The 26,561-nt window shown below is 64.9% G+C and carries 22 protein-coding genes and 2 pseudogenes; 13 read left to right on the forward strand and 11 right to left on the reverse strand.

Annotated features, from left to right (window positions below; translation table 11 throughout):
- Positions 1–6 precede the first annotated feature (6 nt).
- From ACVILI_RS03000 to ACVILI_RS03020, 5 genes are all read left to right on the forward strand, one after another.
- A complete protein-coding gene (locus ACVILI_RS03000; protein WP_038650449.1) occupies positions 7–1,281 on the forward strand; it encodes a glycosyltransferase in 1,275 nt (424 codons plus the stop codon).
- Positions 1,282–1,399: 118 nt separating this feature from the next.
- Positions 1,400–1,750, forward strand: a complete 351-nt coding sequence (locus ACVILI_RS03005) for a cupin domain-containing protein (RefSeq protein ID WP_038650452.1) — start codon at positions 1,400–1,402, stop codon at positions 1,748–1,750.
- 70 nt (positions 1,751–1,820) lie between these two features.
- Positions 1,821–2,162 carry a cupin domain-containing protein gene (locus ACVILI_RS03010; protein ID WP_457102321.1) on the forward strand — a complete coding sequence of 114 codons (342 nt, stop codon included), beginning with the start codon at positions 1,821–1,823 and terminating at the stop codon, positions 2,160–2,162.
- Between the two features lie 22 nt (positions 2,163–2,184).
- Positions 2,185–2,529 carry a cupin domain-containing protein gene (locus tag ACVILI_RS03015; protein ID WP_038650458.1) on the forward strand — a complete coding sequence of 115 codons (345 nt, stop codon included), beginning with the start codon at positions 2,185–2,187 and terminating at the stop codon, positions 2,527–2,529.
- 20 nt (positions 2,530–2,549) lie between these two features.
- Entirely contained in the window at positions 2,550–4,058 is a 1,509-nt protein-coding gene (locus ACVILI_RS03020; RefSeq protein ID WP_038653524.1) for an aldehyde dehydrogenase family protein, read from the forward strand.
- A 61-nt stretch (positions 4,059–4,119) separates the two neighbouring features.
- Here ACVILI_RS03020 and ACVILI_RS03025 read toward each other — a convergent pair whose 3' ends face one another.
- From ACVILI_RS03025 to ACVILI_RS03045, 5 genes are all read right to left on the reverse strand, one after another.
- The gene (locus ACVILI_RS03025; protein ID WP_038650460.1) at positions 4,120–6,192 is read right to left on the reverse strand and encodes a 3-hydroxyacyl-CoA dehydrogenase NAD-binding domain-containing protein; all 2,073 of its coding nucleotides are present in this window, start codon (positions 6,190–6,192) and stop codon (positions 4,120–4,122) included.
- A 155-nt stretch (positions 6,193–6,347) separates the two neighbouring features.
- Positions 6,348–7,295, reverse strand: coding sequence for an ABC transporter permease (locus tag ACVILI_RS03030; protein ID WP_038650463.1), 948 nt, complete (start codon positions 7,293–7,295; stop codon positions 6,348–6,350).
- Between the two features lie 3 nt (positions 7,296–7,298).
- A complete protein-coding gene (locus ACVILI_RS03035; RefSeq protein WP_019861955.1) occupies positions 7,299–8,279 on the reverse strand; it encodes an ABC transporter permease in 981 nt (326 codons plus the stop codon).
- A 1-nt stretch (position 8,280) separates the two neighbouring features.
- Complete coding sequence (locus ACVILI_RS03040) at positions 8,281–9,750, reverse strand: sugar ABC transporter ATP-binding protein (RefSeq protein ID WP_240565048.1); 1,470 nt, start codon at positions 9,748–9,750, stop codon at positions 8,281–8,283.
- Positions 9,751–9,799: 49 nt separating this feature from the next.
- Positions 9,800–10,813: an ABC transporter substrate-binding protein gene (locus ACVILI_RS03045; RefSeq protein WP_027047529.1), complete on the reverse strand. Its 1,014-nt coding sequence runs from the start codon at positions 10,811–10,813 to the stop codon at positions 9,800–9,802.
- Between the two features lie 209 nt (positions 10,814–11,022).
- Here ACVILI_RS03045 and ACVILI_RS03050 point away from each other — a divergent pair, with 209 nt between their 5' ends.
- The 8 genes from ACVILI_RS03050 to ACVILI_RS03085 all read left to right on the forward strand — a co-directional run bounded on the left by ACVILI_RS03050 (position 11,023) and on the right by ACVILI_RS03085 (position 20,392).
- Positions 11,023–13,434, forward strand: coding sequence for a glucan 1,4-alpha-glucosidase (locus tag ACVILI_RS03050; RefSeq protein WP_457102322.1), 2,412 nt, complete (start codon positions 11,023–11,025; stop codon positions 13,432–13,434).
- A gap of 52 nt (positions 13,435–13,486) precedes the next feature.
- Positions 13,487–14,503 (forward strand): phosphogluconate dehydrogenase (NAD(+)-dependent, decarboxylating), encoded by a 1,017-nt coding sequence (gene gnd, locus ACVILI_RS03055; protein ID WP_019861959.1) that lies wholly within the window; start codon positions 13,487–13,489, stop codon positions 14,501–14,503.
- 22 nt (positions 14,504–14,525) lie between these two features.
- Entirely contained in the window at positions 14,526–15,902 is a 1,377-nt protein-coding gene (gene zwf / locus ACVILI_RS03060) for a glucose-6-phosphate dehydrogenase (protein ID WP_027047530.1), read from the forward strand.
- A gap of 14 nt (positions 15,903–15,916) precedes the next feature.
- Complete coding sequence (locus ACVILI_RS03065; protein ID WP_038653527.1) at positions 15,917–16,621, forward strand: ROK family protein; 705 nt, start codon at positions 15,917–15,919, stop codon at positions 16,619–16,621.
- 227 nt (positions 16,622–16,848) lie between these two features.
- The gene (locus ACVILI_RS03070) at positions 16,849–17,307 is read left to right on the forward strand and encodes a MucR family transcriptional regulator (RefSeq protein WP_010912262.1); all 459 of its coding nucleotides are present in this window, start codon (positions 16,849–16,851) and stop codon (positions 17,305–17,307) included.
- Positions 17,308–17,429: 122 nt separating this feature from the next.
- On the forward strand, positions 17,430–18,530 hold the full coding sequence (locus tag ACVILI_RS03075; RefSeq protein ID WP_038650472.1) for an aminotransferase class I/II-fold pyridoxal phosphate-dependent enzyme: 1,101 nt from the start codon (positions 17,430–17,432) through the stop codon (positions 18,528–18,530).
- Positions 18,531–18,795: 265 nt separating this feature from the next.
- Positions 18,796–20,034, forward strand: a complete 1,239-nt coding sequence (locus tag ACVILI_RS03080; protein ID WP_019861964.1) for an MFS transporter — start codon at positions 18,796–18,798, stop codon at positions 20,032–20,034.
- 49 nt (positions 20,035–20,083) lie between these two features.
- Entirely contained in the window at positions 20,084–20,392 is a 309-nt protein-coding gene (locus ACVILI_RS03085) for an NIPSNAP family protein (RefSeq protein ID WP_019861965.1), read from the forward strand.
- Positions 20,393–20,419: 27 nt separating this feature from the next.
- On the opposite strand, the pseudogene ACVILI_RS03090 reads toward ACVILI_RS03085, so the two are convergent.
- The 6 genes and pseudogenes from ACVILI_RS03090 to hemC form a co-directional block, all read right to left on the reverse strand.
- Positions 20,420–21,134: pseudogene (locus tag ACVILI_RS03090) on the reverse strand (glutamine amidotransferase).
- Positions 21,135–21,152: 18 nt separating this feature from the next.
- Complete coding sequence (locus ACVILI_RS03095) at positions 21,153–21,632, reverse strand: tellurite resistance TerB family protein (RefSeq protein WP_027047532.1); 480 nt, start codon at positions 21,630–21,632, stop codon at positions 21,153–21,155.
- A 53-nt stretch (positions 21,633–21,685) separates the two neighbouring features.
- Positions 21,686–23,287 (reverse strand): heme biosynthesis protein HemY, encoded by a 1,602-nt coding sequence (locus ACVILI_RS03100; RefSeq protein ID WP_038650476.1) that lies wholly within the window; start codon positions 23,285–23,287, stop codon positions 21,686–21,688.
- A 10-nt stretch (positions 23,288–23,297) separates the two neighbouring features.
- Positions 23,298–24,771: pseudogene (locus ACVILI_RS03105) on the reverse strand (COG4223 family protein).
- A gap of 110 nt (positions 24,772–24,881) precedes the next feature.
- Positions 24,882–25,598: a uroporphyrinogen-III synthase gene (locus ACVILI_RS03110; protein WP_038650480.1), complete on the reverse strand. Its 717-nt coding sequence runs from the start codon at positions 25,596–25,598 to the stop codon at positions 24,882–24,884.
- Positions 25,599–25,600: 2 nt separating this feature from the next.
- The gene (gene hemC, locus ACVILI_RS03115) at positions 25,601–26,527 is read right to left on the reverse strand and encodes a hydroxymethylbilane synthase (RefSeq protein WP_240565049.1); all 927 of its coding nucleotides are present in this window, start codon (positions 26,525–26,527) and stop codon (positions 25,601–25,603) included.
- Between the last annotated feature and the right edge of the window lie 34 nt (positions 26,528–26,561).

Below are 26,561 nucleotides of genomic sequence, written 5' to 3' on the forward strand. Positions count from 1 at the left end.
AGCTTGATGGCGCAGAAGACGATCGCCTTTTTTCCGGAAGCCGCCTACGGCCCGGCGCTCAATTCCGTCGGCATCGCGCAAGCCGTCGAGGCGCGTGGCCACAAGGCCGTGTTCCTGTCCGACCCCGGCTTTGTCGAGGTTTACAGGGGCTACGGCTTCGAGGCGCATACGGTGAACCTGTCCGAACCGATGCCGCCCGAGCAGATGGCGAAATTCTGGGAGGATTTCATCAACGGCCACATCCCGAATTTCCGCAAATCGCCCTACGACCAGGTCGACAACTATGTGAAGGATTGCTGGACGGCGATCGTCGACAGCGCCAAATGGGCGCAGAAGGATCTGCCGCGCGTGCTGGCCGCTATCAAGCCGGACGTCATCTGCGTCGACAACGTCATCCTGTTCCCGGCGATCAAACAGTTCGGCAAGCCTTGGGTGCGCGTCATCTCCTGCTCGGAAAACGAGATCGAGGACGAGGACATCCCGCCGCATCTCTCCGGTTGCGGCGAGAACGACCATGCCGGCCACCAGCGCTATCGCGATCACTTCAACGCGGTGATCAAGCCGATCCATGACGACTTCAATGCCTTCCTGAAGGCCAACAACGAGGCGGCCTACCCGGTCGGCCAATTCTTCGAGTCCTCGCCATATCTCAATTTGCTGCTCTATCCCGAAGCGGCGAAATTCAAGCGCCGTCATCCGCTCGACCCCCGACAATTCCAGTATCTCGAAGGCTGCGTGCGGCAGGAGAAACCTTACGCCGTGCCGACCTTCGGTGAGAATAATGACGGGCCGCTGCTCTATGTCTCCTTCGGCAGCCTTGGCGCCGGCGATGTCGAACTCTTGAAGCGCATCATCGCCACGCTGGGCAAGACGCGCTACCGCGCGCTGGTCAATGTCGGCGGCTACAAGGACCAATATAAGGACGTGCCCGGCAACGTCATCGTCGAGAGCTGGTTTCCGCAGCCTTCGGTCATCCCGCAGGTCGATGCCGTCATCCACCATGGCGGCAACAACTCGTTCACCGAGTGCCTCTTTTTCGGCAAACCGGCCATCATCATGCCCTATGTCTGGGATGGCCACGACAACGCCACCCGCGTCGAGGAAACCGGCCACGGCTTCGGCATGCCGCGCTATCACTGGAACGACGCCGAGCTGGTCGCGAAGATCGAGGCCTGCCTGACCGATCCCAGGATGAAGGCCAAGCTGGCGAGGACCTCGGCGCAGATGCATGCGCAGAACGGGCCGGAAAAGGCTGCCGGCTTGCTGGAGGCGCTGCTGTGAGCACGATGTTTGAGATGCATCTGATCTCCCCCCTCGCGGGGGAGATGGCCGGCAGGCCAGAGGGGGGTGCCTGGGCGCAACATGTCGACATTAGGCATCCCGCCATCGGAGCACGTCCATGACCTCCTCCGCTCCGCACCTCTATCAAGCCTCCACCCGCACCGATCTCGTCGACTGGGGCGCCCAGCCCGACGCATTGGACGGCGCCTCGCACTCCACCGGCAGGCTGGTGCACAAGGGCCCCAACAACCAGCCGGAATCCGGCATCTGGGTGTGCACGCCGGGCCGCTGGCGACTCTCGATCCCGCGCGACGAATTGTGCCACTTCGTCGCCGGCCGTGCGACCTACCGCTCGGATGTCGGCGAAGTGATAGAAGTATCGGCTGGGACCGTGGTCATGTTCCCCTCCGGCTGGACGGGCGAGTGCACGGTGCACGAGACCATGCGCAACGTCTACATGCTGGCCTGAGAAGCATGATCCCGAAAAGTGGGAACCGGTTTTCGGACAAGATCATGCTTAGCAAGAATCGGAGCAAGACATGTCGACACCGCATTGGCCGCAGGCTTCGGCCGTGGAACTGGAAGATTGGGGCGCGGGCAGCAACACGCTTGCCGGCGCACCGCGCGCCTCCGGCAAGATCCTGTCGCAAAACCCGGACGGGTCGAGCGAATGCGGCCTGTGGTCGTGCACGCCGGGCACCCGCAAGGTCACCTTCGCCGCCGACGAGTTCTGCCATTTCCTGTCGGGTCAAGGCAGCTATGTCCATGAGAATGGCGAGGAGATTCCGATCGCGGCCGGCACGCTGGTGTTCTTTCCCGCCGGCTGGACCGGCATTTCCATCATCACGCAAACGCTGACCAAGGCCTTCATGTGCCGGTGAGCATCATTTCAAGGAATTCGATATGACCACGCCAATCATGCAATCGCCGCTCGCCGTCACCGACCTCATCGACTGGGGCGTCATCCCGACGATGATCGAGGGGCAGTCCCACACCTCGGGCAAGCTGCTCCACAAGGGACCGGAAGGCCGTTCCGAATGCGGCCTATGGGTCTGCACGCCGGGCAAATGGCACTGCCACGTCACCCGCGACGAGTTCTGCCACTTTCTCGAAGGCCGCTGCACCTATGTGCACGAATCGGGCGAAGTGATCGAAATCGAGCCGGACACGGCGGCTTTCTTTCCGCAGGACTGGAAAGGCGTCTGCACCGTCCACGAGACCATCAAGAAGGTCTACATGATCCGCTGAGCGGATTCGAGAGGATGTCCATGCCCTTCTCCCCCGACCGGCCGACCTACTTCGTCAATCCGGACTACCGGCCGATGGCCGGTGCAAACAAGGCAGTGATCGACCCGGCCACGCTGCAGACGGTCGGCGCCATCTCCACGGCCAGCGAGGGCGAGATCGACGCCGCGCTCACCGCCGCGACCAGGGCGCAAGTCGCCTGGAAAAGGCTCGATGCCAAGAGCCGGGCGAAACATCTGCATGCCGTCGCCAATGCCATCGAGGCCGCCGACTTCACCCGTTGCGCCGAGCTGATGGTGCGGGAGATGGGCAAGCCCTACCCGGAAGCCATCGGTGAGATCGCCAATTGCGCGCCGATCTTCCGCTACTATGCCGAGATGGCGCGCGACGATGCCGGCAAGGTGGCCGGCACGACGCAGGCCGGTTCGTTCCAATATGCGCGCTACGAGCCCTATGGCGTCTCCGTCCACATCATGCCTTACAATTTTCCGATCCTGTTGATGTGCTGGACCGTCGCGGCATCGCTTGCCGCGGGCAATGCCTGCATCATCAAGCCTGCCGAGGCGACGACGCTGTCGACGCTGGACTACATGGCGGTGTTCCGCTCGCTGCCGGAAGGCCTGGTCTCTTGCCTGCCCGGCGGCGCGGCAACGGCGCAGGCGCTGATCACTTCGGACCGCACCCATGCGGTTGCCTTCACCGGCTCGGTCGCCGCCGGCAAGGCGGTGGCGGTTGCCTGCGCCGAACGCATGAAGCCTTGCGTCATCGAGGCCGGCGGCAGCGATCCGCTGATCATCAGCAAGCACGCGCCATTGGAGGTCGCCGCGGCCGGCAGCGTCACCGCCGCCTTCCACCTCACCGGCCAGGTCTGCACGTCGGCCGAACGCTTCTTCGTCGTCGATGCCGTGCATGACCGCTTCGTCGACCTGTTCGCCGAAAGGACACGCGCGCTGCGCATCGGCAACGGCATGGACAAGAGCGAGATCGGTCCGCTGGTCAGCGAGGCGGCTCGCGTCAAGGTCATGCGGTTGGTCGACGATGCTATTGCCAATGGCGCCAAAGCCGTCACCGGCGGCCGCATCCCGCCGGCGCACAACACCGGCTGGTTTTACGAACCGACGATCCTGACCGGCGTCACCCCCGACATGGCGATCGTGCGCGAAGAGTGTTTTGGCCCGGTCGCCGCCATCTGCCGCGTGAAGGATTTCGATGAGGCGATCCGGCTTGCCAATGACAGCCCGTTCGGGCTCGGCGCCTCGGTGTTCACCACGGATCTCGCCGAAGCGCATGAGGCGGCCGAACGGCTGGAGGCCGGCATGGTCTGGGTCAACAATCCGCTGATCGACAATGACGCCCTGCCCTTCGGCGGCTGGAAAGCTTCAGGTCTCGGCCGCGAACTGGGACGGCAGGGGCTCGATGCCTTCCGCCGTTCCAAGATGGTCATCATCGACCACAGACCGGCGATCCAGGACTGGTGGTATCCCTATCCCGACAGCTGGTTCCGCGAGACCGGCGGACGCAAGCACGTCTGAGGGAATGTCGCGGCAACACCGCGCGGCTCGATGATCGCCGCCGCCTTCGGCGGTCATCTGGTCAGGCTGTCGCGTCGGTCTCCCAGGAACCGGTCTCGGCCATTTGCCTGAGGAGCGGAGCCACCTCGAAAACCTGCTTGCCGGTCCGCTGATGCCAGTGGTCGAGCCGTTCGACGATCCTGGCCGCCCCTTCGAGACCGGCCCAGAACATCGGGCCACCCTTGCCGATGGGAAAACCGTAGCCATTGGCCCAGACGACATCGATGTCGGAGGCACGGGCCGCGATCTTCTCCTCGAGGATCTTCGCCCCCTCATTGACCAGGGGGTAGAGCGTGCGATCGATGATCTCTTCCGCACTGATCGCACGCGGCGCGATGCCACGCTCGGCGGCCTTTTCGCGGATCAGCGCCTCAACCTCTGGATCTGGAACGCCTGCCCGGGCGCCGGCCTCGTACAGATAGAAGCCCCGGCCGGTCTTCTGCCCGAAGCGCCCCTGCTCGCACAGCGTATCGGCGATCACGGCCGTCAGGCCACGGGCCTTGCGGTTGCGCCACCCAATGTCGAGCCCGGCGAGATCGCCCATCTGGAACGGCCCCATCGGCCAGCCGAAATCGGTGAAGGCCTTGTCGATCTGGCTGGGTGTCGCGCCCTCGAGCAGCAGCGCTTCCGATTCCGAACCGCGCGCGGCCAGCATGCGGTTGCCGACAAAGCCGTGGCAGACGCCGACGACGACCGCCACCTTGCCGATCCGCCGCGCGAGGTCGACCACCGTCGCCAGCGCATCCGGCGCGGTCTTGTCTGCCCGCACGATCTCCAGCAGCTTCATGACATTGGCCGGCGAGAAGAAATGCAGGCCGAGCACATCCTGTGGCCGCGAGATCGAGCCGGCGATCTCATTGATGTCGAGATAGGAAGTGTTGGTGGCAAGGATGGCGCCCGGCTTGGCGATGGCATCCAGCTTGCCGAAGACCTCCTTCTTCACCGCCATGTCCTCGAACACCGCCTCGATGATCAGGTCACACTCGGTGAGATCGGCATAGTCGGTCGAGCCCTTGAACTGGGCGAGCCGTTGACGCTTGGCGTCTTCGGCCAGGGAACCGCGCGAAACGGAAACAGCGTAGTTCTTCTCGATCATGCCCAGCCCGCGCTGCAGCGCTTCCACGCTGGTTTCCAGCAAGGTGACCGGAAAGCCGCCATTGGCGAAGGCCATGGCGATGCCGCCGCCCATCGTGCCGGCGCCGATGATACCGACGCGGGCGAACCTGCGCTTGGACGTGTCCTTGCCGGGAAGCTTTGCCGCCTCACGTTCGGCGAAGAACAGATGGCGCTGCGCCCGCGACTGGTCGCTGGCGACCAGTTTCACGAATAGCGCCCGCTCCGCCGCCAGCGCTTCGTCAAAGGGTAGTGTGACGGCGTTGCGCACCGCTTGCGCACAGGCGACCGGCGCTTCAAGCCCGCGCGCCTTTTTGGCGAGCTCCGCCGCCTCGGCATCGAAAGCCGCAAGGTCGGTCTCCCCAAGCCCGTCTTTGCGATCGCGCACAGGTGTGAATGGACCACCCTTGCGGGCGATTTCCCCTGCGAAGTTCGTGGCATGCGTGACCAGATCGCCCTCGAAAACGGCATCGACGAGACCGGCTTCATGCGCCTCGTCGGCACCGACCGGCGAACCCGAGACAATCATCTTCAGCGCCTTCACCGCCCCGACAAGACGCGGCAGCCGCACCGTGCCGCCGCCGCCCGGCAGCAGGCCAAGTTTCACTTCCGGCAGGCCGAGCTTGGCGCCGGCATCGGCAACGCGAAAATGACAGCCGAGCGCCAGTTCCAGCCCGCCGCCGAGCGCGGTGCCGTGGATGGCGGCGACCGTCGGTTTGGCGATGGTTTCCAGCATCGCGACGATGGCGCGCAGATCGGGCTGCTGCACCGGCTTGCCGAATTCGGTGATGTCGGCGCCGGCGACAAAGGTCCGTCCGGCGCAGGCGATGACTATTGCCGTGACCGAAGCATCGTCGCGCAAGTCGACCAGCGCCTGCATCAGCGGCTCGCGGACATGGAAACTCAGCGCGTTGACCGGCGGGTTGTCGATGGTGACGATGGCGACGCCATTGTCGTTCATGACGCTGACAGAATTGGACAAGCAGAGCCCTCCCGGGACCGACTGGGATCGCGGAAGGGTTTACTAGGCCGCGCCGCGAATGGGAACCCGCTGTTGGGCTGGCCCAACATTTGGCGGCACGACGGGCTGCCCCGGGAGATTGCGGTCGATGGTCGCCAGACGCTTCGGAACGGCGATCACCGCACCGCCTTCTCCCCACCCGCCGCCGTGATCACCCCGACGATGATCAGCCCGGTCAGCAGCAGCCGCACGCCGGCGCTGACGCCGAACGTGTTGAGCATGGTCAAGAGCAGCACCAGAAACAGCGCCGCGCCCCAGACCCCGGGCACATTGGCCTTGCCGCCGGCGACCGACGTGCCGCCGATGACAACGACGGCGATCGAGGCGAGCAGATATTCATTGCCGATATCGACATTGGCGCCCCTGAAATAGCCGGCGAGCAGGGCGCCGTCGATGCCGCCAAGCGCGCCCGACAGCGTGTAGGTGAGGAAGCGGATGCGGCCGACATTGACGCCGGCGAGCCAGGCGGCGCGGATGTTCTGACCGATCGCCAGCACCGAGCGGCCATAGATCATGCGCTGCAAGGCGATGGCCGCGCCGATGGTGAACAGCACGGTCAGCACCGCCAGCACGGGAATACCCAGCACCTGCCAGTTGGTGAAATCGGCAAAGCCAGGCGGTGGCTTGATCTGCAGCCCACGCCCGTAGCTGATGTCGATCGACTGGATGATGAAGCTCGCCGACAAGGTGGCGATGATCGGCGGAATGCGCAGCGCCCAGATCAGCAGATAGTTGATCGCGCCGATCGCCGCGCCGCAGGCGAGCGCCGCCAGCAGCCCGACGACGATCATGGAATCGCTGCCGGCCATCACCTTCATGGCGACCGCGCTGGCCAAGCCGATGTTGGCCGGCAGCGACAGGTCGACATTGCCGGGGCCGAGCGTGATGACGAACATCTGGCCGACGCCGACGATCACCGTGAAGACGGCAAGTGACAACGCCGCCGTGACCATGCCGCCGGCGCCATATCCGCCGGTGAAGGCGATCGTCGCCAGCCACACGACCAGCGCGCCGAGGAACGACCATACCCAGGGTTTGCCGGCCAGCGATCTAACCAATGACATCGCTCACCTCTCCCTGCGGCTGATCAGCACCCGCGCCGCCAGCACGATGATCAGGATGGCGCCGTTGGCGGCCACCTGCCAGTCCGGCGGAATGTGCATGAAGGTGAGCAGCGGCGAAGCGGCCAGCGCCAGCGTCAGCGCGCCGATCACCGCGCCGATCGGCGACACCCGGCCGCCGACGAATTCGCCACCGCCGAGGATGACGCCAGCGATCGAAAGCAGCGTGTAGCCATTGCCGATATTGGCGTCGGCCGAGGTGGTGATGCCGATCAGCGCCATGCCGGACAGCACGCCGAACAGGCCGGCCAGCGCAAACAGCACGATCTTGGTTCTGAGCAGCGACCAGCCTGCGCGCTTGAGCGCGGCCGGATTGCCGCCGGAGCCGCGCAGGATCACACCATAGGAGGTGCGCATCAGGCCGAAATGGACGACGAGGCCGATCAGCAGCGCCGCGATGATCGGGAAGGGGATAAGAGGCGGCTTGAAGGACATGATCGCCAGCAGCCAGTCCGGCGCCTTGCCGCCGGGCTTGGGCAGGACGAGGATGGCCAGCCCCTGCCAGACGAAACTCATGCCGAGCGTCACCACGATCGACGGCAGATTGCGCAGATGGATCAGCGCGCCGAGCAGCGCATAGACGCCGATCGAGCCAAGCAGGATGGCAACGCCGATAAGCGGCGCGTCCTTCAGCCAGGTCGCGGTGACGCAGCCGACGAAACCGACGAAGGTGCCGATCGACAGGTCGAGCTCATTGCCTGAAATGACGAACATCTGCGCGATCGTCGCCAGCGCGATCGGGATCGCCAGGTTCAGCATCAGGCTGAAGCCGAAATAGCTGATGGCGCGCGGGTTGAGCCAGGCGATGGCGGCGAGCACCAATGCCAGCGACAGCGCCGGCAGCAGCCCGCGCAGCAGGCGGGCACGGGCCAGCGCGCCACGCTCGGCGGAACTCCTGGCGGTGGCGTCGAGGCTGGCGGCAGTCATCTCAGGCCGCATCGCCGAAGGAGGACTGGATAATCTTCTCTTCGGTCAATTCGTCGCGACCCAGATTGGCGACGATGCGGCCGTTCTTGAAGACATAGACATGGTCGCAATTGTCGAGTTCCTCTGTTTCCGTGGTGTACCAGAGAAAGGTGCGGCCGCGGCCAGCCTCCTCGCGCACCAGGTCGTAGACTTCCAGCTTGGTGCCGATATCGACGCCGCGCATCGGATCGTCCATCAGCACGATCTGGGCATCCGAGCCGAGCGCGCGGGCAAACAGCGCCTTCTGCTGGTTGCCGCCCGACAGCGAGAAGATGTTGTTGTTCATGTCGGGCGTGCGGATGCCGATCTTCTTCTGCCAGAACTGGGCCAACTCGGCCTCGCGCCGCGGCGAAATCAGCAGCCCGTTGCGCAACCGCGCCAGCGAGCGGATGCCGATGTTCTCGGCAATCGACCATTGCGGGAAAATCCCATCCGACTGGCGGTCGCCAGCGACCAGCGCTACCGGCTCGGTCACTTCGATGCCGGTTCTGGCGCGGGAAGCAGCAGCGAAAATCGCCAGCAACAGGTCGGTTTGGCCGTGTCCCGCCAGCCCGGCAAGGCCGATGATCTCGCCGGCGCGGGCGACAAGGTCGGCGCCGTCCTTCTGCGCGGCGGGACGCGCCCGCACCCGCAACGGACCGGCAGCTGGCCTCGCGGCGGCAATTTCAGCGGCGATCTTCTGGCGCGCCTCGGCCCCGCCCATCGCCGTCACCAGCCGGTCGCGGTCGAAGGCATTCGCCGCATCGGCGACCACCACCTTGCCGTCGCGCATCACCACGATGCGGTCGGCATTCCTGAGCACCTCGCCCAGCACATGCGAGATCAGGATGCAGCTTTTGCCGCTGGCGATGAAACGGCGCACGAAGGCCAGCAATTGGCCAGCCGTGTGCGCATCCAGCGACGATGTCGGCTCGTCGAGGATGACGAGGTCGAGCCGGTCCTGCGTCACCGTGAAGGCGCGCGCCACCTCGACCATCTGGCGCCGGCCGATCGACAGGTCGCCGACGATGTCCCAGGCCGAAATGCCATGATCCGGAAAGATCTCGTCAAGCTTGGCGGTGATCAGCGCGGCCGCCTTGCGCCGCCAGCCGAGGCCCGAGAGCGAGGCATGGTTGATGCGCGTGTTTTCGGCGACGCTGAGATTGGGGCACAGCGACAGTTCCTGGAACACGCAACGTATGCCGAGCTTTTGCGCCCGCGACACCGAGTAGTTGTCCTCGACGCCGCCATGCACGCCGATCTTGCCGCTGTCGGGTGTGAGCGTGCCCGCCACCATGTGCATCAGCGTCGATTTGCCGGCGCCATTGTGGCCGACCAGGCCGACGCATTCGCCGGGCCGGACATGGAAGTCCACGCCGCCCAGCGCACGAACGGCGCCGAAATGTTTTTCGGCGCCGTTCAGTCTGATGATGTCAGCGTTCCCTTCAGGCATGCTCAACACTATCCGCGCGATGGTACGAAGGGCAACGCAAGCGCGACATTCACTTGATGTTGGCCTTGATCGCCGCGAGGGCGTCTTCCTGCGTGTATTCGTGGGTGGCGACGCCGCCTTCCTTGATCTTCGGCAGGGCTGCCTCGAAGTCGTCCTGGGTGAAGGCCAGATACGGCACCAGCAGGTCGTGCGGAATATCCTTGCGGCCATCGAGCACCTGCTGCGCCACCCAGAAGGCGAGCGACGACACGCCAGGCGCGATCGAAGCCGACCAGGTCTTGTAGCCGTCCTTGTCCTTCTGTTCCTTCCACCACTTCAGCTCGTCCTGCCGGTTGCCCATGATGATGGTCGGGCGCGGCTTGCCGGCGGCGGCGAAAGCCTGTGCGGCGCCATAGCCGTCACCACCCTGGTCGACGATGCCGACGACGTCAGGCAGCGACGGCAGGATGGTCGCGACGGCTTTCTGCGCCGTGGTCTGGTCCCAGTCGCCGGTCACCGAACCGACAATCTTGAACTCGGGATGGGCGGCAACGCCTTCGAGGATGCCGGCATGGATGGCATCGTCGATCGAGGTGCCAGCCAAGCCACGGATTTCCAACAGGTTCCCGCCCTTGGGCTGGAACTTGGCCATCTGCTCGACTTCCTGCTTGCCCATGTCCTTGAAGTCGACGACGACGCGATAGGCGCAGGGCTCCGTGACGGTGCCGTCAAAGGAGACGACGGTGATACCGGCATCGCAGGCCTGCTTGATGGCGCCGTTGAGCGCGTCCGGCGAGGCGGCGTTGATGACGATGGCGTCATAGCCCTGCAGGATCAGGTTCTGCACCTGGGCCGCCTGCGTCGGCACTTCCTTGTCGGCGGTGGTGAAGATGTCGGCCGCGCCGACGATCTTGTCGGCGACCGCCTTCTTGGTGACGATGCCGTAGCTGTCGAGCATCGCCTGCCGCCACGAATTGCCGGCGTAATTGTTGGAGAATGCGATCTTTTTGCCGCTGGTATCGGCAAGCGCCGTCCCCGATGCGAGCATCGCGGCAAGAGCGCTCAAGGCTAACAGTTTCTTCATGTCATACTCCTCCCAAGAGTTGCTGGTCGTGTAGATTCTAGATGGAAAATCGAGCCTGTGTTCCTGTTTTTTATCGATTGTCAGACAAATGCAGATGGCGCGGCAGCCTGTCAACTGCAATCCGCAAAGCCCGCCGATCAACTTGCGGTGCGCCAATTGAAATGGTCTGGCTGGATGGGTAAGCCATGCGCACAGGAGGCCCAACAGAGATGGCAGTGACGCCGATCGTTCCCCCGGGCGCACCGGGCATTCCGGCGCGCTGGACGTCGAGCGCCAAGAGCGGCGTCGGCACCGCGTTTTCAGCCAAGAGCCCGCTCTGGTTCACCATCAGCCACGGCATCTTGAACGAGATCTACTATCCGCGTCTCGACAGCGCCTGCACGCGCGACATGGAGCTGATCGTCACCGGCCCCGGTGGCTATTTCTCGGAAGAGAAGCGCGACGCCGCGCACGCAGTAGCGCCTTTCGAGGACGGCGTACCCGGCTACAGGCTGACCAACACCGCGGCAGACGGCGCCTACCGTATCGAAAAGCGCATCATTACGGATCCGAAACGGCCTGTCCTGCTGCAGGAGATTGCATTCGTACCGCTGAAAAATTCGGCGGCCGACTACAAGATCTACGCGCTGCTTGCGCCGCACCTCGTCAACGCCGGCATGGGCAACACTGCCTGGGTCGGCGAACACAAGGGCCAGCGCATGCTCTTCGCCACGGGGCGCGGCGTATCCCTTGCGCTGGTCTCCTCACTGCCCTGGAATACCTGTTCGGCCGGCTATGTCGGTTTCTCCGACGGATGGCAGCAATTGCAGAACGGCGGTGCGCTCGATCCCTCCTGCCAGCGGGCGGAAGACGGCAATGTCGCTCTGACCGGCGATATCGGCTTTTCCGCCGGCAAGACCACGGCCTTGCTGGCGCTTGGCTTCGGCGCGACGCCGGAAGCCGCCGCCGACCTGGCGCTGGCCAGTCTCAAGCAGGGTTTCGACGCCGCCGCCGAAACCTATGTCGAAAACTGGCGGACATTTCAGACCAGGCTTGAGAAGCTCGACCGCCACACTGCCTCCGGGCTGAACACCTATCGTGTGAGCACAGCGGTTCTGGCCTCGCATCTCTCGGTCGCGAGACCCGGCGCCGCTGTTGCCAGCCTGTCGATCCCATGGGGCTTCAACAAGGGCGACGACGATCTCGGCGGCTACCATCTGGTCTGGCCGCGCGACCTGGTCGAGACCGCTGGCGGTTTCCTCGCCGCCGGCGACGGCAAGCAGGCGCTGCAGATCCTGACCTATCTGCACTCGATTCAGCAACCGGACGGTCACTGGCCGCAGAATGTCTGGTCGGACGGCACCGCCTATTGGCCCGGCATCCAGATGGATGAATGCGCCTTTCCGCTGCTGCTGGCCGACGCCTTGCGCCGAGCGGGCCACCTGCCGCGTGCCAGGCTCGCCGATTTCCTGGCCATGATCGAAGCCGCCTCCTCCTATGTCGTGCGCAACGGCCCCGTCACCGGCGAGGACCGCTGGGAGGAAGACGCCGGGTACAGCCCGTTCACGCTGGCCGTCGAGATCGCCGCGCTGCTTGCCGCCGCCGATATGCTGGATATCCTGGGAAAGAGTGAGCCGGCAAACAACCTGCGTGAAACCGCTGATTGCTGGAACGATCAGGTCGAACGCTGGACCTACGTCACGGGCACCCAGCTCTGCATCGAGGCCGGCATCACAGGCTACTATGTCCGCATCGCGCCGCCGGACGATGCGGGCGCCGCATCGCCGAAGGACGGCTTCGTGCCGATCAAGAACCGTCCGCCGGCCGACACTGACAAACCGGCAGAAGCCATAATCAGCCCCGACGCCCTGGCCCTGGTTCGCTTTGGCCTCAGGGCAGCCGACGATCCGCGCATCGTCGGTACCGTCAAGGCCGTCGACACCCTTTTGCGATGCGATCTGCCGCAAGGCCCGGTCTGGTACCGCTACACCGATGACGGCTATGGCGAGCACGAGGATGGCACGCCTTTCGACGGCACAGGCCGGGGACGCGCCTGGCCCCTGCTCACCGGCGAGCGGGCGCATTACGAGCTTGCCGCCGGCCGCAAGGAGAAAGCCGCGCAGCTTCTGGAGACCTTCGAGCGTTCGGCTGGCATGGGCGGGCTGCTGCCGGAACAGGTCTGGGACAGCCCGGATGTGCCGGGCCGCGAGCTGTGGGAGGGCAAACCGTCCGGCAGCGCCATGCCATTGGTCTGGGCGCATGCCGAGCACATAAAGCTGTTGCGTTCGTTGCGCGACGGCGTGGTCTTCGACACGCCGCCGCAAGGCGTCGAGCGCTACATCAAGGGCAAGACAAGCTCGCCGCTCAGGATATGGCGCTTCAACAACAAAATCCGCTCCATCCCGGCCGGCAAGGCTTTACGCGTAGAGCTTTCAGCGCCCGGCGTCGTCCATTGGAGCAGCGACAACTGGCTGACGATCCAGGACCACAAGACCAGGGAAACCGCTTTTGGCGTCCATCTGGCCGACCTGCCGGTCGCCGGATTGACGTCGGGAAGCACCATCGTCTTCACTTTTTTCTGGCCCGATGCGATGCGTTGGGAGAATGTCGACTTCAGCGTCGGCATCGACGCATCGTGGTAAAAGCGGCCGGGCCGATAGATTTTCTCTCTCCTCAAGCAATCGGGACGAAACCATGCAGATCGGAATGATGGGACTGGGCCGGATGGGCGCCAACATGGTGCGGCGCCTGATGCGCGACGGCCATGAATGCGTCGTCTACGACATCAACCCGGCAAGCGTCGCCGCCCTGGTCAGCGACGGCGCGCTGGGCGCGGCATCCCTGACGGAATTCGTCGGCAAGCTCGCCAAGCCGCGCTGTGTCTGGCTGATGCTGCCGGCGGCGATCACCGGCAAGATCATCGATCAGGTCTCAGCCCTGATGGAGCCCGGCGACATCGTCATCGACGGCGGCAATTCCTACTATCACGACGCCGTCGACCAGGCCGCGAAACTGACCACCAAGGGTATCCATCTTGTCGATGTCGGCACCAGCGGCGGTGTCTGGGGCCTCGAGCGCGGCTACTGCCTGATGATCGGCGGCCCCGACGTGGCGGTGCAGCACCTCGATTCGGTCTTCGCCACGCTGGCGCCCGGCGCCGATGCCGGCGCGCCGGCTCCCGACAAGGCTGCCGGCACCGCGCCCTTCGGCTATCTGCATTGCGGGCCGAGCGGCGCCGGCCACTTCGTCAAGATGGTGCACAACGGCATCGAATATGGCGTCATGGCCGCCTATGCCGAAGGCATGAACATCCTGAAGTCGGCCAATGCCGGCAAGCGGCAACGCACGGCCGACGCCGAGACCAGCCCGCTGGAAAACCCGCAATATTATCAGTTCGACATCGACCTCCCGCAGGTGGCCGAGGTCTGGCGGCATGGCAGCGTCATCGGCTCCTGGCTGCTCGATCTCACCGCCGGCGCGCTGAAGGGCGATCCGGGCCTGGCGCAGTTCGGCGGCCGCGTCTCGGATTCGGGCGAAGGACGCTGGACGCTGAAGGCGGCGATCGACACCGGCGTGCCGGCGCCGGTGCTGTCCTCGGCGCTGTTCGACCGCTTCTCCTCGCAAGGCGAATCCGAATTTGCCGACAAGCTGTTGTCCGCCATGCGCTATGCCTTCGGCGGCCATGTCGAAAAGCCGAAGGCCGGCAAGTGACGCCACAGCAGGAGACGCACGCATGAGCCAGGAACGGTCCGACACGCTGGTGCTCTTCGGCGCCACCGGCGACCTCGCCCACAAGAAGATATTTCCGGCCCTTTACCAGATGGTCGCCAAGGGCACGCTCACCGAACCGGTGATCGGCGTCGCCTTCGACGCCTGGGACATCAAGCAGTTGCAGGCCCGCGCTCGCGACGGCATCGTCAATGCGCTGGGCAAGATCGACGAGAAGGTGTTCGCCAAATTCGCCTCGCTGCTGCGCTATGTCAGCGGCGACTACCGCGATCCGGCCACCTTCGAGAAGCTGAAGACCGCACTCGGCACCGCCCAGCGGCCGCTGCACTACATGGCGGTGCCGCCGACCATGTTCGAGACTGTCGTGCAGGGGTTGGAGCAGTCGGGCACCGCGCGTGGCGCGCGGCTGATGGTGGAAAAGCCGTTCGGCCATGATCTGCAGTCGGCGCGCTGGCTGAACCGCGTGCTGCATCTGGTGTTCGACGAGCAGTCGATCTTCCGCATCGACCACTATCTCGGCAAGGAAGCGATCCAGAACCTGCTCTATTTCCGCTTCGCCAATTCCTTTCTCGAGCCGATCTGGAATCGCAATTTCGTCGAGAGCGTGCAGATCACCATGGCCGAGGATTTCGGCGTCGAGGGGCGCGGCCGCTTCTATGACGATGTGGGCTGCATAAGGGATGTCATCGAGAACCATCTGCTCAACATCCTCCTGCTGCTGGCCATGGAGCCGCCGGTCGGCCGCTCCGCCGACGATTTGATCGACGAGAAGGTCCAGGTGCTCAGGGCGATTCGGACGCTGGCGAAAGACGATGTCGTGCGCGGCCAGTTCACCGGCTACCTCGCCGAGCCCGGCGTGGCGCCGAACTCGCCGGTCGAGACCTTCGCGGCGGTGCGCTTCTTCGTCGACACCTGGCGCTGGCAGGACGTGCCTTTCTTCATCCGCGCCGGCAAGAACATGCCGGTGCATGTCACCGAGGTGGTGGTGCGGCTGAAGCGGCCGCCGCTCGACGTCTTCGACCCGATCAAGCCCGCCGACCAGAACTACGTGCGCTTCCGCATCGACCCGCAAGTGGTGATCGCCATCGGCGCCCAGCGCAAGGCGCCAGGCGACGACATGGTCGGCGAGCAGGTGGAACTGACGGCGCTCGACGACAGCAAGGCCGACATGCCGCCCTATGAAAGGCTGATCGGCGACGCCATGAACGGCAACGGCCAGCTCTTCACCCGCCAGGACGCGGCCGAGCTTGCCTGGCGCATCGTCGGGCCGGTGCTCGGCGACACCACGCCGCCGCATCTCTACGAGCCGAAGACATGGGGACCGACGGACGCCATGGCCGGCTTCGGACCGCCCAATGGCTGGATCGACCCGGTGGCATGATCGGAGAAGACACGATGGCCAAGGCGATGAAGCAACCGGCACCCGACACCGAGAAGATCGTTCTGGCGATCGACATTGGCGGCTCGCACGTCAAGATCCTGACCAGCGCCGGCGGCGCCGAGCGCCGGGACGATTCTGGCCCGGGCCTGACGCCGCAGCAGATGATCGACAAGGTGAAGAAGCTCGCCGAGGGCCTGTCCTACGACGTCATCTCGATGGGCTATCCCGGCCCGGTGCGTCACAACAAGCCGGTGCTCGATCCGAAGAATCTTGGCAAGGGCTGGGCTGGCTTCGATTTCGCCGCCCAATTCGGCAAGCCGGTCAAGGTGGTCAATGATGCGCTGATGCAGGCCATCGGCAGCTACGAAGGCGGGCGCATGCTGTTCCTCGGGCTGGGAACCGGCCTCGGCGCGGCGATGGTCTTCGACAATGTCGGCCAGCCGATGGAACTCGCCCATCTTCCCTACAGGAAAGGCCGGAGTTTCGAGGACTATGTCGGCGAGCGCGGCCTGGAAAAGCACGGCAAGAAGAAGTGGCGCAAATACGTCTTCGACGTCGTCACTCGCCTGCGCGCCGCCCTGCAGCCAGACTATGTCGTCATTGGCGGCGGCAATGTCGACAAGCTCGACGCGTTACCGGCCGAGACCAGGCGCGGTGACAACACACGCGCCTTCGAAGGCGGATTTCGTCTGTGGCGAGACAAGGCTCTGATCGTCTGATATTATTACAGTTTAGTATAGTTGTTCAAAATAACGTGTGGCGCCGCGCTTAATCATTGCGTTGTGCAGATTTGCCGACTAGGAATTTTGCGCGCTGCCCCCGCGCGGTCCACTGGATACGCCAGAAATGGATACGCCAGAAACGCTTCAGCATTTTTGATTTTGTGCCTCGTCCTTTCGAAAACGAACCCCATTTTCGAGGCCGTGCACCATAGACGGAGGAAACATTGACCGACGATAGCAACGACGCTCGCATCGACCTTCTCGAGCTGACCGCCCACATCGTATCCGCCTACGTTGAGAAGAACCGCCTGCCCGCCTCCGGCCTGGCCGACCTCATCGCCAGCGTCGCCACCTCGATCGGCGGGCTCGGCAAGCCGGCGGTGCCGGTGGCCGCACCGCTGGTCCCCGCGGTCAACCCGAAAAAGTCGGTGACGCCGGATTTCATCATCTGCCTCGAAGACGGCAAGAAGTTCAAATCGCTGAAGCGCCATCTCGGCGTGCATTTCGGCCTGACGCCGGACGCCTACCGCGCAAAATGGGGCCTGCCGTCGGACTATCCGATGGTTGCTCCCAACTATGCGGCCTCGCGCTCGCAACTGGCGAAGTCCATCGGACTCGGCCGCAAGGCCGTTGAGGTGGCGCCCGTCAAGGCCAAGGGCCGCAAGGCCAAGGTTTCAGCCTGAGCAATTCAGTCCTGAGCCAATATTTAGGACGACTGGAACAGAAGCCTGCCGGCGAAACCGCCTTGGCAGGCTTCCTGTTTTTGTGGCTTGGATAAACCAGACAAGGGGATCTGGGGGAAGCCATGAACTACACCAGGATGGTGATCGAGAAGGAAGCGCCGGAGGAGTACGGCTACGACCGCATCCGCTTCAACCTCTCCGAGAGCTCGATCGCCGACCAGAAGCTCTCCGACATCGGCCTGTCGCTGCCGGACCTCACGCTGTTCTATGGCGAGCATCGCGGCGACAAGGACTTGCGCGCGCTGATCGCGGCACAGGACGCCGGCGTCTCGCCTGACGATGTGCTGGTCACCGCCGGTGCCGCCGGCGCGCTGTTCATCATCTCGACATCGCTTCTGTCGGCGAGCGACCATCTCGTCGTCATCCGGCCCAATTACGCCACCAACATCGAAACCCCAAGGGCGATCGGCTGCGCCATCAGCTTCGTCGACCTCGCCTTCGAGGACGGCTTTGCCATCGATGTCAAGGCCGTCAGGGCGGCGATGCGACCGAACACGAAACTGATCAGCGTTACGTGCCCGCACAACCCGACCGGCACGATGATGGGCCAGACCGATCTCGACGCGCTGGTGGCGCTCGCGGAGACCAGCGGATGCCATTTGCTGGTCGACGAGACCTATCGCGACCTTTCCTATGGCCGGCGCCTGCCGTCGGCGGCCTCGCTGAGCACGAAGGCGATCAGCGTCGCGTCGCTGTCGAAGGCCTTCGGCATTCCAGGCATCCGCATTGGCTGGCTGATCACCAGAGATCCAGCACTACAGGAGACGTTCCTTGCCGCCAAGGAACAGATCGGCATCTGCGGCAGCGTCATCGACGAAGGCATTGCGCGCGGCATGCTCGAACGCCGGGACGCCTTCCTGGGAGCGCTGCTGCCCGAAATGGCCAAGCGCCGCGACATCGTCCAGGCCTGGATCGACCGCGAACCGCTGGTCGACTGGGTGCGGCCCGAAGGCGGTGTCGTCGGCTTCCCGCGCCTCAATGTCGAACCCGGCTTCGATCTCGACCGCTTCTATGTGAACCTGCTGGAAAACCATGGCACCTATGTCGGGCCCGGCCACTGGTTCGAGATGGAAAAGCGCTTCTTCCGCGTCGGCTTCGGCTGGCCGACGGAGGCCGAGTTGCGAGGCGGGCTCGACGCCATTTCGGCAGCACTTCGGCAGTAATTTCCTTGTGCGATGGGCGCAACAGGCTGAAAATCCCTTGATCCAGTGCTGATTTTCGCACGCATCGCGCATCGAACTTTGCTAGACGTTCCATTGGTCGGACCAGCGCCCAACCTTGGGAAGTGCCCCGCCGGCATCGCATCGGCCCGAAAGTCCACTCCGATTTTCGGAAAGCACGATGCGAAACTAAACAGTGTTGGAGCGCACTTTGTGCGTCCAATTGGACGCACGTCGCTCCAATGCCATCGCAACGGGGCCTTTATTCATGACATCCCTACAAACTTCACCTGAGCAGCGTTACGCTGCCTTCCGGCACAAAGCCTTCCTCAGCTACTGGACGGCGCGCTTCCTCACCACCTTCGCGACCATGATCGTCTCCGTCGCCGTCGGCTGGCAGATCTATGATCTGACGCGCGATCCTTTCGACCTCGGCATTGTCGGCATCGTCCAGTTCCTGCCATCGCTGCTTTTGGTGCTGGTCACCGGCGTCGTCGCCGACCGCTTCGGACGCCGGCTGATCATGGCGCTGTCGACGGTGATCGAGGGCATATGCGCCCTCACTCTGCTGGTCCTGACGCTGCGCGGTCTTGTCAGCCCGCTGCCGATCTTCGCCGTGCTCGCGATGTTCGGCACGGCGCGGGCCTTTTACGGCCCGGCTTCGTCCTCGCTGTTCGCCAATCTGGTGCCGCCGGAGGATTTCGGCAATGCGATTGCCTGGAACTCGTCCGCCTGGCAGACGGCGACCATCGTTGGACCGGTTGCCGGCGGCCTGCTCTACGGCGTTTCTCCGGAAGTCGCATACGCCATCGCCGCCATGCTGATGCTGGCCGCCGCCCTTTTGATTTTCACCATTCCCAGGCCCGCCCAGCGGACCGCCACCGACAAGCCGACCATGGAGACGCTGTTTGCCGGCTTCCGCTACATCTGGAGCGAGAAGATCGTGCTTGGCGCCATCTCGCTCGACCTGTTCGCGGTGCTTCTCTCCGGCGCCTCGGCATTGCTGCCGGTCTATGCGCGCGACATCCTGCAGCTCGGCCCGTGGGGCCTCGGCCTGCTGCGCTCGGCGCCCGGCATCGGCGCCATCTGCGTGGCGGTGTGGCTCGCCGGGCACCCGATCCGCAACCATGCCGGTGTGATCATGCTCGGTTTCGTCGCGGCATTCGGCGCCTCCACGGTGCTGTTTGGACTGTCCACCCTCACCTGGCTGTCGATCGTCGCATTGGCCCTCCTCGGCGCCACCGACATGTTCAGCGTCTACATCAGGGAGACGCTGATCCAGCTGTGGACGCCGGACGAGGTGCGCGGCCGCGTCAACGCCGTCAACCAGGTTTTCGTCGGCGCCTCCAACGAAGTCGGCGAATTCCGTGCCGGCACCATGGCGGCGCTGATCGGCACCGTGCCGGCGGTGGTGATCGGCGGCGTCGGCGCCATCGCGGTAGCAGGCCTGTGGGCCTGGCTGTTTCCGCAATTGCGCAGGGTTCGCCACCTCAACGGGCGCAACTGACGCTCGCCGATGGTCGGCAAGATACATCACCCCCGTCACAGGAAATCCCATGATCACCTGCTGCCTGAAATATGTCATCGACCCCTACAAGCTTGCCGAGTTTGAAGAATATGGCCGTCGCTGGATCGGTCTGGTCAATCGCCTCGGCGGAAACCATCATGGCTATTTCCTGCCGAGCGAAGGAGCGAACAATATCGCCTATGCCATGTTCAGCTTTCCGAGCCTTGCCGACTATGAGGACTATCGCAAGCGGATGGCAGCCGACCCGGAATGCCAGGATGTGTTTGAAGCGGAAAAGCGCAATCGCAGCATTCTAAGCTATGAGCGCAGCTTCATGCGGCCGGTGCTCGAACCCTAGCTAAAGAATTGCTCCAAGAGATTGGAGCTACCGCACCGCCGGCGTCCCAAACACCATGCGCAAAAACTCGTCCAGCCAGCGCTTCAGATGCATGTCCCAGATCAGCCTGCCGCCGAGGTGATCGCGGCCGGGCTGGGCGCCGGGCAATTCGAAGCGATGCGCGCCGCGCACCACCCAGCGCTGCATCATCACCCGGGTCAACTCACCATGGAACTGGATGCCCCAGGCATTGTCGCCATAGCGGAAGGCCTGGTTGGGATAGGTCTCCGCCGTCGCCAGCAGCGTCGCGTCGCGGGGCAAGGAAAAGCCCTCGCGGTGGAACTGGTAGACCATGTCGGGCCAGTGCATCAGCTTCCTGCCGGCCTCGGTCGCCTTGAGCGGATACCAGCCGATCTCGACCAGCCCTTCGCCGTGCCCCTCGACCTTGCCGCCGAGATGGTTGACCAGCATCTGCGCGCCGAGGCAGATGCCCAGGCACGGCCGGTTCTCCCTGAGCGGGATTTCCAGCCAGTTGGTCTCGCGGCGAACGAACTCGTCCTCGTCATTGGCGCTCATCGGTCCGCCGAACACCACCGTGCCGGCATGGCCGTCCAGCGTCCGGCAAGGCGTCGCCGAGCGGCGGCCGGCGGACGTCGAGCTCGAAACCCTCTTCGATGAGCATGTGGCCGACGCGTCCGGGGCTCGAATTCTCCTGATGCAGCACGATCAGGATTTTTGGCTTCGAGCTCGTTGCGCGCGGCATCGTCAGGCGAGACCCCGTCTATTCGTCGCTGGATGTTCCGCGGGCACCCGGCGCCTGCGCCGCCGCCTTGCGGCGCGCCTCGACCCGGTCGTGGCGCTCGACGCCGATCAGTTCGGCGACCCGCCACACCGTATTGTCCTCTAGCTCATGCAGCTCGCCATCGGCATAGACGATCTCCCACATCAGGCCGATGAAGGCCTTGCGCCCGTCCGCGTCGAGATGGCGCTTGAGCACGCTGGTGAAGGCGTAGAGGTCGATCGCCTCATTGTCGGCGCGCTCGCCCGCGGCGGCCAGCGCTTCGAGTTCGGCGCCGCTGATCGAGTAGCTCTCGGAGAGCACAGCCTTGAACCGCTCCCATTCGACGTCCTGGCGCACGCCGTCGGCGTTCATCACATGGTAGAGCAGCGCCGAGGCGGCGACGCGCGGGTCGTCCGTGCTGGTTTGCGCGCCGGCGCCGGCCGGCAAATCCCTGAGAAACGACAGAACGCGTTCGAACATCAATCCATTCCCAAACGGCCCAAGGGCCAAGTCAATCACCCGAAGGCCAAAAATTAAAACAGCCGGAAGCGGCGCGGCGATTTTTCCGCTTCCTCGTCCGGATCGACGCCCGGATCGTCCGGCAGCCGCGCCAGTTCTTCCGCCGGCTCGACGGCCTCGGCATCGGCTGGTACCGCCGCGAACGCAGCCGCCGTGACCGGCGTGACGTGGTCTTCGCTTCTATCGATTCCCTTGCTTGTTGTCTCGCTGCTCGCCGTGGCAGGCTCGATCGCGTCGATCGGCTTCTCGCTGGCCGGCTTCGCCAACGCCTCGATCACCGGCACCGTGGTCTCAGGCGCATCGTCACGGCTGTCGATCAACTGGCCAAGCCGCTCCATCGGCGCGCGCCATTCGAAGGCATCGAGCCGACCGGTGACAGGCGATACCGGCGCCCAGCGTTCCGAAACCACGCCATCGGCGACCCAGGCCGGATCGCGCGGCGCCCGCACCGCCTTGGACAGCAGCTGCCGCACCTTGCCCTGGTCGCCGGTCTCGGCCTCCTCGATGTCGGCCAGCAGCAGATAGGCGCCCTCGCGGCGGTCCATCCGGATCGCGGCCTCGGCCTCGGTGCGAGCGGTAGCGAAATCCTGTGCGTCGAGCGCGGCACGCGCCACCGTCATCGACGATTCGGCGTGGTTCTTCTTCATCTCCTGCAGCTTCTTCGCCCGGTTGAGACGGTCGAGCACGGCGTCACCCGGCCTGGCATGGGTGTAGAGCTCGGCAATCTCGGGATGCGGCTCGGCCCTCCAGGCGGTCTCCAGGATTTTCGAGCCCTTGCGCACATCGTTCTGCCTGAACAGCGCGGCGGCGGCGGCAACGGCGGCGGGGGCGAAATCCGGCTGCAGCTTGTTGGCCTCGAGTGCGGCCGCCCTGGCGGTGGTGGGATCGCTGTCGGCGAGCGACTGCGCCTTGGCGGTCAACAGCACGGCGCGACGGCGATTAGCGGCATCGCGCTCGATCTGCCGCGTCGCCTTCTGCGCGTCGACCAGTTTCAAGGCGCCGTCCCAATCGCCGCGCGCGGTCAGCTCCTCCAGTGTCGATTCGGCCGCCCAGGCCAGTTGCGGCGCAACGGCGGCGGCGCGGCCGGCATAGTGGCGGGCGGCATTGCGGTCACCCAGCCGTTCGGCTTCGAGATAAAGCCCGCGCAGGCCGAGCAGCCGCATTTCGGGATCGTCGAGCATGCTCTCGAACTTCTGCCGCGCCCCTTCATGGTCGCCTTCGAGCAGCGAAGCCTGCGCCTCGAGCAGATGGATCAGCGGTTCCTGGTCGGAACGGATCAGCTTGGCCGCTTCCTTGGTCTTCTTGCGGGCCAGCGCACCGTCGCCGGCGCCGGCGGCGATCATGCCGGTCGACAGCGCCTGGTAGCCGCGGTCGCGGCCGCGCACGCGGAAATAGCGCGAGATGGTATAGGGGCTGTTCCACAGCGACCTGATCAGCCACCACAGGATCATTACCGCGGCGACGACAGCGACGATGGCCACCGCCGCCACCATCAGGCTGACCTGATACTGGTAGCCGCTGAAGGTAACGACCATGTCGCCCGGCCGGTCGGCCAGCCAAGCAAAGCCGAGACCGAGCGCGAAGACGACGATGAGGAAGGCGAGCAGGCGGATCATCGTTTTGCCCTCATGCCTTCATCGCGCCGGAGATCAGCGCGTCGACCTGGGTTTCGACCTCGATGCGCGCCTTCAGTTTGCCGGCAAAGTCGGCACCGGCGGCCTTCACGGCCTCAGGCAGCGAATTGTATTCGCCGAGCGCCTTGGCATAGTCGCCCTGTGTGACGGCCACCTCCATGCGCGCAACGGTTTCCGGCGCGCCAGGCCCCTCGACGGCGCCGATCGGCCGGACCTTGACCAGCGATTCGGCACTCGACATCAGGTTCTGCAGGAAGCCGGCATTCTGGTCGACCGGCGTGGCGGCGGCGACCATGGCATTGGCTGCGGCATCCATTTGCGAGGCGATCTCGGTGCGGGTGGGCACGCCCTTTTCGGCATAGGGCCGTAGTGTCGCGAGCTCAGGCGCGTTGGGCGAAATCGCCGCCAGCGTATCGAGTTCAGCCGAGAACGGCGCACCGCGTTCGAGCGCCGACTTCAAAGCCGACGCGGCAATGGCGAGCGCGATCTTCGGCTGTCCTGCCGCCGCCTCGACCTTGCCGGAAAGCTGCGACACCGACTGTTCCAACGCGGCGAGGCGGCTGTCCTGGGCCTTCGCAGCTTCGCCCGTCGATTTCACCAGCGCGTCGAGGCTCGCCAGTTTTTCGTTGAGCGGGCCGAGATCGACCGGCGCCGCGCTGCCGGCCTTGCCGAGGGCGGCGACCGCGGTTTCGATCTGCTTGACCTTGTCGCCGAGCGCCGCAAGCCCGGCATTGTCGCCAGCACCGCCCTGTTCGACCGCCGATTTCAGCGCCGCGACATCGGCCTTTACCTGCTCCAGCCCCGAGGAAAGTCCAACCACCTTGGCCGCTGCGTCATTATTGCCGCCGCCGTCCTTCAGCCCGGCAATTTCGGTTTTCAGCGAAGCGATCTCGCCATTGACGCCGTCGAGCGAGACGCCGGCGCCGGAACCCGGCGCGCCAAGCAGGCGCGGCAAATTGCAAGCCGCCGGCGCCGGCGAGCGCGATGACGCCACCGATGATGCCGGCAGCGATGCCGTTCAGGCCGCCACGCTTTGCCGCGGCCGGTATCGGCGCCATCTTTTCGTCCCGGGTCTGGGTTTTTGCCTTTCTGTCATCGCTACGCTTGGCCGACGCATCCTCGAAATTATAGTCGGAGGCGGCAGTGCGATGGGCTGGCGCATCCGAGCCGGGATAGGGCATCTCCGGCTCAACGGCCTTGGCCTCCGCGGACGGCTCGGTCCCGGCCTGCCCCACGCCATCGGCATGCTCCCAGGGTTCGAGATCGGTCTGGTCGGCATGCACCGGCTCTTCGGGAGCCTCCGGCTGCGAGGCATCAGCGGCTTCCTCAGCCTTGGCCTCGTCTGTCTTGGCCGCTGCCCTGGCAGCATCCTCATCGACGACGCGGGAAACGGCACCGGGCTCGAGATCGATGGTCACCGGCTCGCGGCGGCTTTTCGAGTGTCGCATCTTCGGCGTCTTGACCATGCCTGGGCTCCGCAAAATTCGCTTCGTCTCAACGCCTGGCGGCGCGTGATGGTTCAGAAAGGGTCTAGCACATCACCAAGCGGTGAAAAGGGGCGGTGTGATGACGCGGCTCAGGGCAGCACCCGCAAAAGCGCCAGCAGCGCCTCCTCGTCGGGTCGCGCGGCGATGCGGATTGTTTTGCCGGCGTCGTCGCCGAAGGCAGCGGCTATTCGGGCGGAAAGAGCGAAAACCTGTATCTTTTCAAAGGCCTCTTGCAAGGCAGGCCGTTTGCTCAAAGCCTGCATCGCGACGGCCGCCTTGGCCGAGTAGAGCAGCACCGCATCGACCGACTGGCCGGAAAGCAGCGCGAGGATGGTCTCGTCGGAATATGGCACCGGGAGCGTGTCATACGTCTCCACGGCGCGAACCCGGACTCCAGCCGCTTCCAGCCGTTGTTCGAACATCGGAAACCGCACGCGCCCGCAGAGATAGGTGATTGCCTTGCCGGGCAACGCCGCCGCGATGGCGTCGGCCAGCGCCTCGGCATCGCCCGAGCCTTCAATGACGGATGAGAACCCCATCTTGCGCGCCGCTTCGGCGGTCCTGGCGCCCACGGCATGGCAAGGAAGAGCAGCAAGCGCCGCGATGACCTCGTTTGCGGTATGGCGCACGGCATTGGCGCTGGTAACGGCAACGGCAACGGCATCACCGGTGACGAACCCCGCATCGCCAGGCAAAGCCACCGTTTCGGTCAAGGGCAGAACGACCGGTTGAAAGCCCCTCTCCTGAAGCTGCCGCGCCGTGCGCGAGGCGCCCGGTTCCGGTCTGGTCACCAGGACGCGAAGCATCGTCAGAGCCAGCCGTCGAAGAACTTTTCGCCGGCCCGGGCCCGCACCGTCCGGGCGGCCTCATCGCCGATGCGGTCGGCATCCTGTGCCGGTCCCTGCAATTCGACCGTGTGCGACTGCGTGCCGTCGGGTGAGATGATCAGGCCGGCGAAAGAGAGAGTTCCGGCCTCGATCGTCGCATGGCCGGCGATCGGGGTGCGGCAGGAGCCGTCGAGCGCCGCCAGGAAGGCGCGCTCGCAGGCCAGCGCCTGCCCCGTCCGAACATCATGGATCCCCGTCAGCATCTTTTCGACGTCGCGGTCGCCGATACGGCTCTCTATGCCGATCGCACCCTGTCCGGGTGCGGGCGGAAAAATGTCGAGCGGCATCAAATCGGTGGCGACATGCTCAAGACCGAGCCGCTTCAGCCCGGCATAGGCGAGGATGGTGCCGGCGGCGACGCCTTCGTCGAGCTTGCGCAGCCGCGTCTGCACATTGCCGCGGAACATCACCACGTCGAGATCCGGCCGTATGCGGCGGATCAGCGCCTGCCGCCTGAGCGACGACGAGCCGACCTTGGCGCCGCGCGGCAGCTCAGCGATGGCCTTTGCCGCCTTGCCGACAAAGGCATCGCGCGCATCCTCGCGCGGCAGGAATGCGCTGAGTTCCAGACCGTCCGGCAATCGCGTCGGCATGTCCTTCGACGAATGAACGGCGATGTCGATCGCGCCGGCAAGCAGCGCTTCCTCGATTTCCTTGGTAAACAGGCCCTTGCCGCCGGCTTCCGACAGCGGCCGGTCCTGGATGCGGTCGCCGCTGGTCGAGATGACGGCGACCTCGAAGGCTTCCGCCGGCAGGCCATGCGCGGCCATCAGCCGCGCCTGTGTTTCATGCGCCTGTGCCAGCGCCAGCGGGCTGCCGCGTGTTCCGATTTTCAAGATTGTTTGCATGGCGCGCGGTCCGTGATAACCCCCCGGCTGGCTT

The sequence above is a fragment of the Mesorhizobium sp. USDA 4775 genome (genome assembly GCF_054062655.1).